The organism is Bradyrhizobium sp. B124, from assembly GCF_038967635.1.
GTDB lineage: Bacteria > Pseudomonadota > Alphaproteobacteria > Rhizobiales > Xanthobacteraceae > Bradyrhizobium.
In genome coordinates this window covers 6,306,998-6,321,977 of record NZ_CP152413.1, presented here as the reverse complement: position 1 = coordinate 6,321,977, position 14,980 = coordinate 6,306,998, and the positions used below count along the sequence as shown (strand labels likewise).

The window sequence follows — 14,980 nt, the reverse complement described above, 5'->3', positions numbered from 1 at the left end:
TGTTTCCCTACCATGGCAGCGATGGATTCCACGTGCGCGGGACGCAAGGGGGGCCTGCGTGATTGCAGGTGAACCTCTGATCTAGCCGATCGACCAGACGAACGACGCACCGGCAGCGCCATTCGGCTTCAGATGCACCGGAATATGCCGTACGCAGCCAGCCGCGAGCCCTTCGAACAAGCCTGTCAGGACGCTGGCGCAGGCCGGGTGATAATCGGCCACGTCGGCCATCAGCTTCCAGCCCTGCTGGCGGATCTCGAACTGGCCCTCGGACTCGCTGATTTCAGCGACATCATCCTGCGACTCGAAAAGCGCGCGCAGGAATGCGGCAAATTCCGCGGCACGGCCACGACGGCCATCGAGCGCCTCGGCGACTTCGTCGTAATACTGCATGCCAATGAGCTTGCCGGTGAGATGCAGCAGATAGCTCGCATCCTCGGGGCCGAACACCTGCACGATGACCGGCGCGGCGGTCTTCACATATTCCATCGCATAGTTGCGATAGGCCTTTTCCAGCCGCGGCTTCGGCCAGCTGTCGACCGGCAAAGCCGGCGCGGTTCTGGGATCGAACAGCGGCGCCTCGAGGTGGCGCGCGAACACCAGTCGCTGGTCGAGCTCGAGCGGATGATCGTATTCGCAGTAATAGCCCTCGAGCCCGTCCTGGCCGTCGACACTCTGCTTGGTGCAGACGAAGCCGAGCCTGAGATCGCCAAGCGCGACGCCATTGTTGGCGTGCCAGCCGCGCAGCATCGCGCGCGAGACCTCGCCGGGCACGCCGCAGATCGCCGTGCCCTTCCAGATCCAGCGCGGCGGCGGATAGCGGATCCAGGCCTTGCGGTCGGTCTCGTACATGTATTCGACATGCACGCCGCCGATCCAGTTGGAGAGATAGTGATATTGCGCGGCCGCGACCGCAGGCGGCAGCCCGTCGAGGCCGAGCTTCTTCAAGCCGGGCAGGAAGCGCTCCTGCTGCTGGCGGCGAAACACGCGGAACACGAACTCGGCGGCGTCAGCGGTGCCGCGCCGCGTGACGACGGTGAGGATCAGCCCGGTGAAGAAGGCGTGATAGAGATCGGCGACGCTGCGCCACTTCCGCCACTGCGCTTCTTGCGCGCTTTCGCCTGCAGTCATGTTCGCTCCCTGGCTCTTGTTGGCGAGGTCGAGCTCGCATGCGCGATCGTAGCCCGGATGCAGCGAAGCGCAATCCGGGGCAGCTCGATCCGCGTATGCACCGTCCCGGATTTCGCAGCCGCTTCATCCGGGCTACGGAATTACACGCGCGCGAAACGGAGTTACACGCGAAAATGCTTCGAGAGCTTCAGACCCTGCGCCTGGTAGTTCGAGCCGATGCGCTGGCCGTAGAGCGCGTCGGGACGCTCGAGCATGCGTTCGTAGACGAGGCGGCCGACGATCTGGCCATGCTCGAGAATGAACGGCACCTCGCGCGAGCGCACTTCCAGCACGGCGCGCGCGCCCTTGCCGCCGGCACCGGCATAGCCGAAGCCGGGATCGAAGAAGCCGGCATAGTGGACACGGAATTCGCCGACCAGCGGATCGAACGGCACCATCTCCGCGGCGTAGTCCGGCGGCACCTGCACGGCCTCTTTCGACGCCAGGATGTAGAACTCGCCGGGATCGAGGATGAGGCTGCCGTCGGGCCGCGCCTTGATCGGCTCCCAGAACTCCTCGACCGAGTAGCCGCCGCGGCGATCGACATCGACCACGCCGGTGTGGCGCTTGGCGCGATAGCCGACGAAGCCGCCCGAGTTCTCGCCGGACAGATCGACCGACAGCGCGACGCCGTGGGTAAGGTCGGCATTGTCGGCATCGACCAGCCGCTCGGCAGCATGCAGCGCGTCGAGCTCATCGGCAGTCAAGGTCGCCTCGCCGATCCGGAAACGGACCTGGCTGAGCCGCGAGCCCTCGCGCAGCAGCACGGGAAACGTCTTCGGGCTGATCTCGGCATAGAGCGGGCCGTGATAGCCGGCACCGATCATGTCGAAACGGCGGGTGCCGTCGGCGATCACGCGGGTGAACACGTCGAGCCGTCCGGTCGAGCTCTTCGGGTTGGCCGCGGCCACGATCTCCGGCGGCAGCGCGAGGCTCTCCAGCAGCGGCACGATGTAGACGCAATTGGTCTCCAGCACCGCGCCGTCGGACAGATCGATCTCGTGCAGCTTGAGCTGGTCGATCCGCTCGGCAACGGTGGCACCGGGCCCCGGCAGGAAGCTGGCGCGGACGCGGTAGGCGATGTCGCCGAGGCGCAGATCGAGGCTCGCCGGCTGGATCTGGCTCTCGACAAAGTCGTAGGCGGGCAGGATGAGGCCAGCCTCCGCCATCTCCGCGATCATGCGGTCGGGCAGGATTCCGTTGGATTCATCTTCCAGCGTGAACGACACGGCACGGTCCCTCAAGATGGCCCAAAATCATACTCTGAGCGGCCACCAAGCCCCAAATTATGGGCTTTTACGGGTTATCCGATGACCGTCTTGACGGAAAGGGCGCGAGGGAATATCAGCTGCACTTATCCCGTGGTGATTTGAGCCGGCCGGCTTGCAGCCACGTTAAATAAGTCGCTAAACAGGCCGGGGACAGTGTGATCCCGGCTTGTGGAGGTTTCTCCAGGCCGGTTTTTTTGTGGCCAGTTTCCGAGGGAAATGGCCACTTCGGAGGTCACATGTCTGAATCCAAGTCTTCTGAATCCAAGTCTTCTGAATCCAAGTCTACCGCCCGCTACCGTCCCGAAACCCGCCTCGTCCATGGCGGTACGCTCCGCTCGCAATTCGGGGAGACGTCGGAGGCGCTGTTTCTCACCCAGGGCTATGTCTACGACACCGCCGAGCAATGCGAGGCGCGCTTCAAGGGCCAGGATCCCGGCTTCATCTATTCGCGCTATTCCAATCCGACCATTGCGATGTTCGAGCGCCGCATGATCGAGCTCGAGGGCGCGGAAGCCGCGCGCTCGACCGCGACCGGCATGGCCGCGGTAACGACCGCGATCCTCGCGCCGCTGAAGGCCGGCGACCACGTGGTGGCGTCGAAGGCGCTGTTCGGCTCCTGCCTCTATGTGGTGCAGGACCTGCTGCCGCGCTACGGCATCGAGACGACGCTGGTCGACGGCCTCGATCTCGACCAGTGGCAGCGCGCATTGCGGCCGAACACCAAGACCTTCTTCCTGGAGAGCCCGACCAATCCGACGCTCGACGTGCTCGACATCGGCGCGATCGCAGAGATCGCGCATAGCGGCGGCGCACGGCTGATCGTCGACAATGTGTTCGCGACGCCGATCTGGCAGAGCCCGCTGTCGCTCGGCGCCGACGTCGTGGTCTATTCCGCGACCAAGCATATCGACGGCCAGGGCCGCTGTCTCGGCGGCGTCATCCTGTCGTCGGAAGCCTTTATCGCCGAGCACATCCATAATTTCATGCGCCAGACCGGTCCGTCGCTGTCGCCGTTCAACGCCTGGGTGCTGTTGAAGGGGCTGGAGACGCTCGGCATCCGGGTCCGCGCGCAGACCGAAAACGCGGCGAAGATCGCCGAGGCGCTGGCGAAGCATCCGAAGATCACGCGGCTGGTCTACCCCGGCCGCCCCGATCATCCGCAGGCCGAGACGGTGAAGAAGCAGATGGGTGCCGGCTCGACGCTGGTCGGCTTCGAGGTCAAGGACGGCAAGGCCGGCGCCTTCCGCTGCCTCAACGCGCTGAAGATCTCGCGCATCTCCAACAATCTCGGCGATGCCAAGAGCCTGGTCACGCATCCCGCGACCACGACCCATCAGCGCCTGGCGCCGGAGGCCCGTGCCGAACTCGGTATCAGCGAAGGTTTTATTCGCTTCTCGGCCGGGCTGGAACATCCCGACGATCTGATCGAGGATTTTGAGCGGGCGCTGAACCAGGTTTGAGGCGAACACGCGTCGTGGCCGGGCTAACCCGGCCACGATGGCTTCTCTTGAGAACTACGTCGCAGCCGTCGTCACGCCGCCGTCGACCACGATGGTCTGGCCGGTCATGAAGGTCGAGGCATCGGAAGCAAGATAGGCCACCGCGCCCGCGATCTCGTCGGGCTCGCCGATGCGGCGGAGCGGTGTCGATGCGGTGCGGCGCTTCAGATTGTCCGGATCCTCCCACAGCGCGCGGGCGAAATCGGTCTTCACCAGGCCCGGCGCCACGCAATTGACGCGCACGCCCTTCGGGCCCCATTCGCCGGCGAGGCTGCGGCACAGCGCGAAGTCGGCCGCCTTGGAGATGCCGTAGGCGCCGATCACCGTAGAACCACGAAGTCCGCCGATCGAGGAGATGATCACGACCGAGCCCTTGCCGCGTTCGGCCATCTGCGGGATCGCCAGCGCGGAAAGCCAGATGTTGCTCTTGACGTTGGAGCCCATGATCTTGTCGAAGGCCTCGTCCGTGATGTCGAGCAGCGGGCCGTAATAGGGATTGACCGCAGCGTTGCAGACCAGGATGTCGATCTTGCCGTAATGCTTGATCGTGCCGGAGATCAGCCCCTCGACCTCCGCGCGGCGCGCGATGTTGCAGGGGATGACGAGTGCATCGCCGCCGGCCTTCTTGATGCCATCGGCGACCTCCTGGCAGGCATCCGCCTTCCGCGAGGAGATCACGACCTTGGCCCCGAGTTTTGCGAGCAACTCCGCGGAGGAGCGGCCGATGCCACGGCTCGAGCCGGTGACGACCGCAACCTGGCCGGTGAGATCGAACGGGGTGTTTTTCATTGTTGTTCCTCCAAGGCGTCATTCCGGGGCTCGCGAAGCGAGAACCCGGAATCCATCGAGCCGCATGGTTCGTGGTGGAATGGATTCCGGGCTCAGCCCTTCGGGCTGCCCCGGAATGACGGATGAGAGCTACGCCAACAGCCCGCCGCCCTCGCTGACGCGACGGAGGTGGTAGTCGGTATCACCGAGCGTGTTCTCGATCATGGTGAGCCGCTTGAAGTAGTGGCCGATCTTGGCTTCCATGGTCATGCCGATGCCGCCATGAAGCTGGATCGACTGCTGGCCGACGAACTTCAAGGACTTGCCGACCTGCACCTTGGCGGCCGCGACCGCGGACGAACGCTCCTTGGCATCGCTGAAGTCCGACGCCATGGTCGCGAACATCGACATGCTGCGGGCCTGCTCCAGCGCCACGAACATGTCGGCCGCGCGGTGCTGCAGGCTCTGGAACGAGCCGATCGCGACGCCGAACTGCTTGCGGGTCTTGATGTACTCGACGGTCTCCTTCAGCGACTCGTCCATCGCGCCGACGGCTTCCGCGCACAGCGCAATGCGGGCTTCGTCCGCCACGCGCTCGATCAGGGGCAGGCCGTTCTCGGGATCGCCGATCACAGCATCCGCACCGACCTCGACATTGGTGAAGGTGATGTCGGCCGCGTGCAGGCCGTCCTGGGTGGGATAGCCCTTCTTGGTGACGCCCTTGGCGTCGGCCGGAACCAGGAACACGCCGATGCCGGCCTTGTCGCGCTGGCCGCCCTTGGTGCGGGCGGTCACGATCAAGGTGTCGGCGTTCTCGCCGTTCAGCACGACGAACTTCTCGCCGTCGATCACGTAAGCGTCGCCCTTCTTCTTCGCCGTGGTCACGACGTCAAACAGATCGTAGCGCGAATTCTTCTCGAGCTGCGCGAAGCCGAAGGTCTTGCTGCCGTCGATGATGCCGGGGATGTACTTGGCCTTCTGCTCGGCCGAGCCGCCATGGCGCAGGAAGCCGCCGGCGACCACGACGGTGGCGAGATAGGGCTCGACCACCAGTGACTTGCCGAGCGCTTCCATCACGATCATGGTCTCGACCGCGCCGGCGCCGAAGCCGCCGTCGGTCTCGGCGAAGGGCAGACCAAGCAGGCCCTGCTCGGCGAGCTTGCCCCAGAGCGCTTTGCTCCAGCCGCCCTTCTCCTTCATGTACTTCTTGCGCGCATCGAAGTCGTAGGCATCCGCCAGCAAACCGTCGACGCTTTCCTTGAGAAGCCGCTGCTCCTCGGACAGATCAAAATCCATGTTCGTTTCCTATTGTCAAAGTGCTGATGCCATCCGCGGCGTCATTCCGGGATGGCCTGAAGGGCCAGGCCCGGAATCCATACTCACGATGGTGGTTATGGATTCCGGGCTCTTCGCTACGCGAAGCCCCGGAATGACGATAATGGTGAGGCCTACAGCCCCAGCACCGCCTTGCTGATGATGTTGCGCTGGATCTCGTTGGAGCCGCCGTAAATCGAAACCTTGCGGTTGTTGAAGTAGCTCGGCGCGATCTGCGCGGTCCAATCCATGCTCTCGTTCGAGCCGGCGTCGCCGTGCTCGTCATAGGGCGCGGCGAACGGACCGATGATCTCCATCAGAAGCTCGGTGGTGGTCTGCTGGATTTCGGAGCCCTTGATCTTGAGCACCGAGGAAGCCGGATTGGGCTTGCCCTTGCCGTGCTTGCCTTCGTCGGCGACGACGCGAAGCTGGGTCAGCTCGAGCGCCTTCAGCTCGATCTCGCAGGCCGTGAGCTTCTCGCGGAACGACGGATCCTCGATCACCGGACGGCCGCCGGACTCGACCTTGGAGGCCAGCGCGCGGATGCGGCGCAGCCGCTCCTTCGACACGCCGACCCGGGCGATGCCGGTGCGCTCATTGCCGAGCAGGAATTTGGCGTAATCCCAGCCCTTGTTCTCCTCGCCGATCAGGTTCTCGTAAGGCACCTCGACGTCGTCGAAGAACACTTCGTTGACCTCGTGGCCGCCGTCGATGGTCTGGATCGGGCGCACGGTGACGCCCTTCGACTTCATGCTGAACACGATGAAGGAGATGCCCATCTGCTTCTTCGCGTTGTTGTCGGTGCGGCAGAGGCAGAAGATCATGTCGGCGTGCTGGGCGAGCGTGGTCCAGGTCTTCTGGCCGTTGATGATCCATTTGTCGCCACGGCGCTCGGCCTTGGTCTTCAGCGATGCAAGGTCCGACCCCGAGCCCGGTTCCGAGAAGCCCTGGCACCACCAGTCGTCGACATTGGCGATGCGCGGCAGATATTCCTTCTTCTGCTTCTCATTGCCGAAGGTGTAGATGACAGGGCCGACCATGCTGACGCCGAAGGCGAGCGGCTGCGGCGCCGGATAGGACTGCAGCTCCTCGTTGAAGATGTAGTGCTGCACGGTGGTCCAGCCGGTGCCGCCATATTCCTTCGGCCAGTGGGTGACGCCCCAGCCCTTCTTGTTGAGGATGCGCCACCAGGCGACCATCTCGTCCTTCGACAGATGGCGGCCTTCCTGCAGCTTGCGCCGGGTCTCCGGCGGCACGTTGTTCTTGAAGAACTCCCGTACCTCCTCGCGAAACGCTATCTCTTCCTTGGTGAAAGCGAGATCCATCGGATCCTCCTTTTGAAGTTCAACTTCCTCATCATTCTCGATGTCGTCCCGGCGAAAGCCGGGACCCATAACCACCGGCCGTCGGGATTGGCAAAGCCGGCTGCCACCGTGCCTCTTACACAGGCCGCAGCGTATGGGTCCCGGCTTTCGCCGGGACGACGGATTCATTGCACCATATCGTCCATCATGAGCGCGATCCTGATGCGGTTTGTTGCGGTTGGGTTGGAGATACCTTGGGCTGCTGCTGGCGCAACTCGTGCCGCGACAGCTTGCCGACCGGGGTGCGCGGCAGTTCGTCGACGAACTCGACGGCGGCCGGCAGTTCGTGCTTGCCGACCTTGCCGGTGAGGAACGCGCGCAGCTCGTCGATCGAGAACACTTTCTCGCCGTCGCGCAGCTTGATGAAGGCCTTTGCCGCCTCGCCGCGATAGTCGTCAGGGATACCGATCACGATCACTTCCTGCACGGCAGGATGCGTATAGATCGCCTGCTCGATCATCTGCGGATAGACGTTGAAGCCGCCGGAGATGATCATGTCCTTCTTGCGGTCGACCAGATAGAAATAGCCGTCGGCATCCACGTAGCCGATGTCGCCGGTCAGGAAGCGGTCGCCGACGAAGGCCTCGGCGGTCTCCGCCGGCCTGTTCCAGTAGCCTTTGGTCACGTTCGGGCCGCGGATGCGGATTTCGCCGACCTCGCCGACCGGCATCAGCTTGGTGGGATCCTCCAGCGACACCACGTCCATCTCGATGCCGGGCAGCATCAGCCCGATCGAGCCCGGCTTCTCCGGCCCCTCCTTGGGATGGCCGGTGCCGGGCGAGCAGGTCTCGGTCATGCCCCAGCCGCTCTTCAGCTTCATGCCGACGCGGCGCTCGAAGATCTTTGCGACCTCCACCGGCAACGGCGCGCCGCCGGAGCCGGCGACCACCAGCGAGGACAGATCGCGCTTGTCGAGGTCCGGCAGCGAGGCGATCGCGATCCACATCGTCGGCACGCCGGGAAACACCGTCGCGCGCTTGACCTCGATATCGCGCATCACGGCTTCGACGTCGAAGCGCTGATGCAGCGAGATCAGATGGCCGCGCCGGATTACCGACAGCAGCACGACGGTCAGCGCGTAGATATGAAACAGCGGCAGCACGCAGATGACGCGCTCGATCGCATTGCGTTCGAGCCGCCCTGGCTTGCCCCAGACATCATAGATCGACACGGCCGCGGTGAGATTGCCGTGGCTGAGCATCGCACCCTTGGGCAGGCCCGTGGTGCCGCCGGTATATTGCAGCAGCGCGACGTCCTCGACGTCGACGGCGGGCCATTGCGACGGCTTGACTGCGCCGTCGATGAACTGCCGGTGCGTGATGATCGCGGGATTATCGGGCAACGCGGTCTGCGGCGTACCAACCTTGCCCCAATTGTCATCCTCGCAGACGATCAGACGGTCGAGCAGACCCTTGGCGAGAAATTTCAGCGCGGTCGGCAACAGCGCCGACAGGTTGCTGGTGACCAGCACCCGTGCGCCTGAATCGGAGAGCTTGTGCGACAGTGCGATCTCGCCGTCGAGCGGCGACAGATGCACGACGCGTGCTCCGGCCTTCAGCGCGCCGAAGAAGTTGATCGGATGGTCGGGCGAGTTGCCGAGAAACAGCGCGACCGAGGTGCCTTTGCCGTAACCGGCGCGCATGAAGGCGGCCGCTGCGGTCTCGACCAGCGCCTCGAGTTCGCCGTAGCTGATCTGCTGGTCGCGGAATTCGAGCACCGGACGCGCGCCGAACTCGGCGGCGGCATTCGAGAGCAGGTCCGGCAGCGTGCCGCGCGTGATCTCGTCGCTCCACTGCACGCCCTTGGGATAATATTGTTCGCCGGGATAGGTCATGGATGCCTTCGCAGGGACTCTATGAAGTCGTCATTCCGGGATGGCCCGAAGGGCCAGGCCCGGAATCCATCAATCCACACGCGCCGAGGCGCGACGGGTTCCGGGGTCATCGCTTTCGCGATGCCCGGAACGACATGTGATCAGGCCTTCGGCCGATCACGCCGCCTTCGACGCGGCGGCGAGCGAGGCGAAGGTCTTGCCTTCGTCGGCGAGCTTCTTGAGCAGCGGCGCCGGTTCGAGCGAGGGATCGTTGGTCTCCTTGGCATAGAAGGCCAGGCGATCGGCGATGTGCTTGAGGCCCACGGTGTCGGCCCAGAACATCGGGCCGCCGCGATAGATCGGCCAGCCATAGCCATAGAGCCAGACCACGTCGATGTCAGACGGACGCGCCGCGATGCCCTCGGCGAGGATCTTCGCGCCTTCGTTGATCATCGGGTACATCATGCGCTCGAGGATCTCGTCGTCGCTGACGACGCGCTTCTTGCGGCCGAGCCGCGCCAGCGTCTCGTCGATCAGCTTCTCGACCTCCGGATCGGGCAACGCCGCGCGCGAGCCCTGCTCGTACTTGTAGTAGCCCTTGCCGGTCTTCTGGCCGAAGCGGCCGGCTTCGCAGAGCGCGTCCGCGACCTCCGACTTGATGCCGCGGTCCTTGCGCGAGCGCCAGCCGATATCGAGACCGGCGAGATCGCCCATCGCGAACGGGCCCATCGGCATGCCGAACTTCGTGACAACCGCGTCGACCTGCTGCGGCAGCGCGCCTTCGAACAACAGCTTCTCGGACTGCTTGCCGCGCTGCGCCAGCATGCGGTTGCCGACGAAGCCGTCGCAGACGCCGACCACGGCCGGCACCTTGGCGATCTTGCGCGCGATCGAGACGGCGGTGACCAGCGCATCCGGCGCGGTCTTGTCGGCGCGCACGATCTCGCACAGTTTCATGACGTTGGCCGGCGAGAAGAAGTGCATGCCGAGCACGTCCTGCGGACGCTTGGTCGATTGCGCGATCTCGTCGATGTTGAGGTAGGAGGTGTTGGAGGCCAGCACCGCGCCCGGCTTGGCGTACTGATCGAGCTTGCCGAACACTTCCTTCTTGACCGCCATGGTCTCGAACACCGCCTCGATCACCAGATCGGCGTCGCCGATGTTCTCGATGCCGACGACGCCGTTGATCAGCGCCATGCGCTTGGCGGGCGCGTCCGCCGGGATGCCACCGCGCGCGGCGGTCGCCTCGTAGTTCTTCTGCATGATGCCCATGCCGCGCTTGAGCTGCTCCTCGCCGGTCTCGATCAGGGTGACCGGGATGCCGGCATTGGCGAACGACATCGCGATGCCGCCGCCCATGGTGCCGGCGCCGAGGATGGCGACGCGCGCCACGTTGCGGCCCTTGGTGCCTTCGGGAACACCGGAGATCTTGGCGGCTTCGCGCTCGGCGAAGAAGGCGTAACGCTGCGCCTTGGACTGTTCGCCGTTCATCAGCTTGAGGAAGCCCTCGCGCTCCTTCTTCAGGCCTTCGTCGAACGGCAGGTCGATCGCGGCGCCGACGGCGTCGGCGGCGGCGAACGGCGCCTCGAGGCCGCGCGACTTCTTGGTCAGCGCGGCAACGGCATTGGTGAAGATCGAACGGTCGGCCTTGGCCGCGGCGAGCTTGCTGTCGTCATCGCGCAGCTTGCGCAGCGGACGCTTCTCGGCGACCACCTTGCGCGCAAATGCCTCACCGCCCGACGCCGGCCCCTCGACGATCTCGTCGATCAGGCCGGCCTTCAGCGCGGCATCCGCACCGATCGGATCGCCGCCGACGATCATCTTGACCGCGAGCTCGGGACCGACCGCACGCGGCAGACGCTGGGTGCCGCCGGCGCCCGGCAGCAGGCCGAGCTTTACCTCGGGCAGGCCGAGCTTGGCGTCCTTGGTGGCGACACGATAGTGGCAGGCCAGCGCAACCTCGAGGCCGCCGCCGAGCGCGGTGCCGTGGATCGCGGCAACGATCGGCTTCGGCGAGCTCTCCATCAGGCTCAGCACTTCGGCGAGGCCGGGCGGCTTCGGCGGCTTGCCGAATTCGGTGATGTCGGCGCCGGCGATGAAGGTGCGGCCGGCGCAGGTCAGCACGATGCCCTGGACCTGCGCGTCATCGATCGCGCTCTTGACGCAATCGAAGATGCCGCCGCGCACGGCGGCGCTCAGCGCGTTTACAGGCGGACTGTTAACCGTGACGACGGCAATGTTGTCATGACGTTCGAGCTTGACGACTTCACTCACCGGGACTCTCCCTGGATGCTTTGTTCTTGAACTTGCGTTGAGTAGCTGCGCGACTGGCGTCGAGCGGCTAGATTAGACCAATTTCGCACTGCGAAATTTAATTCCACATCTTGACACGGAGGGTTATTTTGAAGCACGAGCCTTGTCAACGAGCATGACAAGGGCAGGGAATGAAGCGCGCCAGCAAGAAAGCAGCGACCGATCGCAATTTCGTTGTCGCGCTTTCCCGCGGACTGGATGTCCTGCGTGCATTTCAACCCAATGACGGGCTGCTCGGCAATCAGGAGATTGCAGCCCGCACCAAGTTACCTAAGCCAACCATTTCCCGGCTGACCTACACGCTGACCAAGCTGGGATACCTTACACCTGTACCGAAATTCGAAAAGTATCAGCTCGCGCCGTCGGCGATGGCGCTCGGCTATGCCGCGCTCGCCAATCTCGGCGTTCGGCATTTGTCCGAGCCGTATCGAGAAGAAGTGATGCGCGCGACCGGCGGCGCGGTCGCGGTCGGCGGCCGCGACCGTCACAGCATGATCTATTTCGGCCAGAGCCGGAACGGCCTAGCGCTTGGCGTGCAGCTCGACGTCGGCTCGCGGGTGCCGATCGCGACCACCGCGATGGGCCGTGCCTACATTTGGGCATTGCCACCCGAAGAACGTGCGGCTTTATTACGCGAGCTGCGGGATCACTATGGCAGCCGCTGGGCCAAGATGCGCGACGGCATCGAGCGCTCCGGCGAGACGGTGGCGAAGTACGGCTTCACCATGTCTACCGGCGACTGGCAGGACGACGTCGCCGCGGTTGGCGTTGCATTGAGACTGAACGACGGAACCGGTCCTTACGCCTTCAATTGCGGCGCGCCGGCATTCCGCTTCACGGAAGATAGATTACTCAACGACATTGGACCTCGCCTTGTCGCGATGGTAAGGAACATCGAGCAGGCGCTCGGTGGAATAGCGCCGCAATCCAAAAAAGAACAAAGCAAAAAGTCTAGAGTAGGAGGGAAAGTTGCACGTTTGGCCGAGGGGATCAGATAGCCTCCATCGCGTCCGGCGAAATCCATCGCAGGGCCGCTCGCACCGCTCAGAGATGGCGGGCGAGACGAGATGACGCAGGCACAGCTCGCGCAGGGGAACGATCCCCTGCTCGCGGTTCGCGACGTCAGCGTCGTGTTCGGCGGCATCATTGCACTGAATGGCGTGTCGTTCGACATGCGCCATGGGCAGATCCTCGGCCTGATCGGACCGAACGGCGCCGGCAAGACGACGCTGTTCAATTGCCTGTCGCGGCTCTACCAGCCGTCGTCCGGCGACATCCTGATGGAAGGCAAGAGCATCCTGTCGCGGCCGCCGCACCGGATTGCCGAGATCGGCATCGGCCGCACCTTCCAGAACGTCGCGCTGTTTCCCAATCTGTCCGTGATCGACAATGTGCGCGTCGGCGCGCATGCCCGCACCTCGAGCGACATCGTCAGCGACTCGCTGCGTCTCGCCTGGGTTCGCCGCGGCGAGCACGACATGAACAAGAAGGTGCACGACATCCTCGGTTATCTGGATCTCGAGGACGTCGCCCACACCGTGGTCTCGGGACTTCCGTTCGGCACCCAGAAGCGCGTCGAGCTGGCGCGCGCCCTGGCCGCGGATCCGAAGATCCTGCTGCTCGACGAGCCGGCCGGCGGCCTCAATCACGAGGAAGTCTATGTGCTCGGCGATTTGATCCGCAAAATCCGCGATGACCGTAAAATTACGGTGTTGCTGGTCGAACATCACATGGGTCTCGTGATGTCGATCGCCGACCACGTCGTCGCGCTCAATTTCGGCCGCAAGCTGGCCGAAGGCACGCCGGCCCAGGTCCAGGCCGACCCCGACGTCATCAAGGCCTATCTGGGGAGCAAGGACCAATGACCGCGATGCTCAACGTCAAGGACCTGCGCGCCTATTACGGCCAGGTCCAGGCCCTGCACGGCCTCAGCTTCTCGCTCAACGAGGGTTCGCTGACCACCCTGCTCGGCGCCAACGGCGCCGGCAAGACCACCACGCTGCGGGCGATCTGCAACATGGTGCGTTCAACCGGCGCGATCGAGTTCGAGGGCAAGCCGATCGGCACCCGTTCCACCGAGAACGTGGTCCGCCTCGGCATCGCCCATGTGCCGCAGGGCCGCGGCACCTTCACCAACATGACGGTGGAGGAAAATCTGCAGCTCGGCGCCATCAGCCGTTCCGACAAGAACGCCATCGGCGCCGACATCGAGCGGATGTACGAACATTTCCCGGTGCTGAAGCAGCGCTACACCCAGCAGGCCGGCACGCTGTCGGGCGGCGAGCAGCAGATGCTCGCGGTGGCGCGCGCGCTGATGCTGCGGCCGCGCCTGATGCTGCTCGACGAGCCGTCATTCGGCCTCGCGCCGCTGATCGTACGCGACCTGTTCCGCATCCTCGGCAAGATCAATCGCGAGGAAAAGGTGACCATCCTGGTGGTCGAGCAGAACGCGCAGCTCGCGCTCGAGCTCGCCGACCAGGCCTATGTGATCGAAACCGGACGGATCGTGATGTCGGGCAATGCCAAGGACATCGCGAACAACGAAGACGTCCGCAAATCCTATCTCGGCTACTGAGGAGCTGGCACAATGGAGCTTTTTGCCAACCAGGTCCTGGCCGGCATCGCCACGGGCGCGATCTATGCCTGCATGGCGCTCGCGGTCGTGATGATCTACCAGGCCATCGACCACCTGAATTTTGCCCAGGGCGAAATGGCGATGTTCTCGACCTTCGTGTCCTGGCAGCTGATGCAATGGGGTGTGCCATATTGGGGCGCCTTCGTGCTCACCGTCGCGTTTTCGTTTGCCGCCGGCATCGTCATCGAGCGGCTGCTGTTCAAGCCGCTGGCCAAGGCCCCGATCCTGACCAATGTCGCCGGCTTCATCGCGCTGTATGCGATCATCAACTCGGTCGCCGGCCTGATCTGGGACTTCACCATCAAGCAGTATCCGACGCCGTTCGGCTCCTCGCCGTTCCTCGGCAGCCAGCTGATCTCGACCCACCAGGCCGGCATGATCGGCATCACGCTGCTGATGCTGGCGCTGCTGTTCTTCTTCTTCCGCTTCACCCGGGTCGGCCTTGCGATGCGGGCGGCCGCCTCGCTGCCTGAATCGGCCCGGCTGGTCGGCATCAATACCTCCTGGATGATCGCGCTGGGCTGGGGCATGGCGTCTGCGATCGGCTCGATCGCCGGCATGATGATCGCGCCGGTGGTGTTCCTCGAGCCGAACATGATGCTCGGCGTGCTGATCTACGGATTCGCCGCAGCCGTGCTCGGCGGCCTGACCTCGCCGTTCGGCGCCGTGATGGGCGGTTTCCTGGTCGGCATCTTCGAGAACCTCGTCGGCACCTACATCCCCGGCGTCGGCAATGAACTGAAACTTCCGATCGCGCTCGCGCTGATCATCGTCGTCCTGGTCGTTAAACCGGCAGGCCTGTTCGGCCGCGCCATCGTCAAGCGAGTTTGATC

The 14,980-nt window shown here is 64.3% G+C and carries 12 protein-coding genes and 1 riboswitch; of the genes, 5 read left to right on the top strand and 7 right to left on the bottom strand.

From position 1 onward, the window contains the following. Positions 1–81: 81 nt before the first annotated feature. Complete coding sequence (locus AAFG13_RS29980; RefSeq protein ID WP_342709054.1) at positions 82–1,131, bottom strand: hypothetical protein; 1,050 nt, start codon at positions 1,129–1,131, stop codon at positions 82–84. 161 nt (positions 1,132–1,292) lie between these two features. Then, positions 1,293–2,399: a 2'-deoxycytidine 5'-triphosphate deaminase gene (locus AAFG13_RS29975; RefSeq protein ID WP_212319760.1), complete on the bottom strand. Its 1,107-nt coding sequence runs from the start codon at positions 2,397–2,399 to the stop codon at positions 1,293–1,295. A gap of 122 nt (positions 2,400–2,521) precedes the next feature. After that, a riboswitch (SAM riboswitch) is annotated at positions 2,522–2,601 on the top strand. A 76-nt stretch (positions 2,602–2,677) separates the two neighbouring features. On the opposite strand from AAFG13_RS29975, the gene AAFG13_RS29970 reads away from it, so the two are divergent. Continuing rightward, positions 2,678–3,901, top strand: a complete 1,224-nt coding sequence (locus AAFG13_RS29970; RefSeq protein WP_342709053.1) for an O-succinylhomoserine sulfhydrylase — start codon at positions 2,678–2,680, stop codon at positions 3,899–3,901. A gap of 54 nt (positions 3,902–3,955) precedes the next feature. On the opposite strand, the gene AAFG13_RS29965 is transcribed toward AAFG13_RS29970, so the two are convergent. The 5 genes from AAFG13_RS29965 to AAFG13_RS29945 all read right to left on the bottom strand — a co-directional run bounded on the left by AAFG13_RS29965 (position 3,956) and on the right by AAFG13_RS29945 (position 11,473). Next, the gene (locus AAFG13_RS29965) at positions 3,956–4,729 is read right to left on the bottom strand and encodes an SDR family oxidoreductase (protein ID WP_092119436.1); all 774 of its coding nucleotides are present in this window, start codon (positions 4,727–4,729) and stop codon (positions 3,956–3,958) included. Positions 4,730–4,858: 129 nt separating this feature from the next. Next, complete coding sequence (gene pimD, locus AAFG13_RS29960; protein WP_342709052.1) at positions 4,859–6,004, bottom strand: pimeloyl-CoA dehydrogenase small subunit; 1,146 nt, start codon at positions 6,002–6,004, stop codon at positions 4,859–4,861. 152 nt (positions 6,005–6,156) lie between these two features. Then, positions 6,157–7,347, bottom strand: a complete 1,191-nt coding sequence (pimC, locus tag AAFG13_RS29955; RefSeq protein ID WP_342709051.1) for a pimeloyl-CoA dehydrogenase large subunit — start codon at positions 7,345–7,347, stop codon at positions 6,157–6,159. Positions 7,348–7,531: 184 nt separating this feature from the next. Beyond that, positions 7,532–9,220, bottom strand: coding sequence for a dicarboxylate--CoA ligase PimA (gene pimA, locus AAFG13_RS29950; protein WP_342709050.1), 1,689 nt, complete (start codon positions 9,218–9,220; stop codon positions 7,532–7,534). A gap of 156 nt (positions 9,221–9,376) precedes the next feature. After that, positions 9,377–11,473, bottom strand: coding sequence for a 3-hydroxyacyl-CoA dehydrogenase NAD-binding domain-containing protein (locus AAFG13_RS29945; RefSeq protein ID WP_342709049.1), 2,097 nt, complete (start codon positions 11,471–11,473; stop codon positions 9,377–9,379). Between the two features lie 170 nt (positions 11,474–11,643). Between AAFG13_RS29945 and AAFG13_RS29940 the strand changes: the two genes are divergently transcribed. The 4 genes from AAFG13_RS29940 to AAFG13_RS29925 all read left to right on the top strand — a co-directional run bounded on the left by AAFG13_RS29940 (position 11,644) and on the right by AAFG13_RS29925 (position 14,978). Beyond that, complete coding sequence (locus tag AAFG13_RS29940) at positions 11,644–12,510, top strand: IclR family transcriptional regulator (protein ID WP_212311718.1); 867 nt, start codon at positions 11,644–11,646, stop codon at positions 12,508–12,510. A gap of 69 nt (positions 12,511–12,579) precedes the next feature. After that, complete coding sequence (locus tag AAFG13_RS29935; protein ID WP_029077896.1) at positions 12,580–13,377, top strand: ABC transporter ATP-binding protein; 798 nt, start codon at positions 12,580–12,582, stop codon at positions 13,375–13,377. Continuing rightward, complete coding sequence (locus tag AAFG13_RS29930) at positions 13,374–14,087, top strand: ABC transporter ATP-binding protein (RefSeq protein ID WP_092119454.1); 714 nt, start codon at positions 13,374–13,376, stop codon at positions 14,085–14,087. Before AAFG13_RS29935 ends, AAFG13_RS29930 begins: the two co-directional genes overlap by 4 nt. Before the next feature lie 12 nt (positions 14,088–14,099). Continuing rightward, positions 14,100–14,978, top strand: coding sequence for a branched-chain amino acid ABC transporter permease (locus AAFG13_RS29925; protein WP_163160471.1), 879 nt, complete (start codon positions 14,100–14,102; stop codon positions 14,976–14,978). Positions 14,979–14,980: the final 2 nt, after the last annotated feature.

Bases quoted from the DNA above. Each gene is read 5' to 3' on its own strand.
- AAFG13_RS29935 (WP_029077896.1), top strand. From the start codon at position 12,580: ATGACGCAGGCACAGCTCGCGCAGGGGAACGATCCCCTGCTCGCGGTT.
- AAFG13_RS29940 (WP_212311718.1), top strand. From the start codon at position 11,644: ATGAAGCGCGCCAGCAAGAAAGCAGCGACCGATCGCAATTTCGTTGTC.
- AAFG13_RS29925 (WP_163160471.1), top strand. From the start codon at position 14,100: ATGGAGCTTTTTGCCAACCAGGTCCTGGCCGGCATCGCCACGGGCGCG.
- AAFG13_RS29980 (WP_342709054.1), bottom strand. From the start codon at position 1,131: ATGACTGCAGGCGAAAGCGCGCAAGAAGCGCAGTGGCGGAAGTGGCGC.
- pimA (WP_342709050.1), bottom strand. From the start codon at position 9,220: ATGACCTATCCCGGCGAACAATATTATCCCAAGGGCGTGCAGTGGAGC.
- pimD (WP_342709052.1), bottom strand. From the start codon at position 6,004: ATGGATTTTGATCTGTCCGAGGAGCAGCGGCTTCTCAAGGAAAGCGTC.
- AAFG13_RS29970 (WP_342709053.1), top strand. From the start codon at position 2,678: ATGTCTGAATCCAAGTCTTCTGAATCCAAGTCTTCTGAATCCAAGTCT.
- pimC (WP_342709051.1), bottom strand. From the start codon at position 7,347: ATGGATCTCGCTTTCACCAAGGAAGAGATAGCGTTTCGCGAGGAGGTA.
- AAFG13_RS29930 (WP_092119454.1), top strand. From the start codon at position 13,374: ATGACCGCGATGCTCAACGTCAAGGACCTGCGCGCCTATTACGGCCAG.
- AAFG13_RS29965 (WP_092119436.1), bottom strand. From the start codon at position 4,729: ATGAAAAACACCCCGTTCGATCTCACCGGCCAGGTTGCGGTCGTCACC.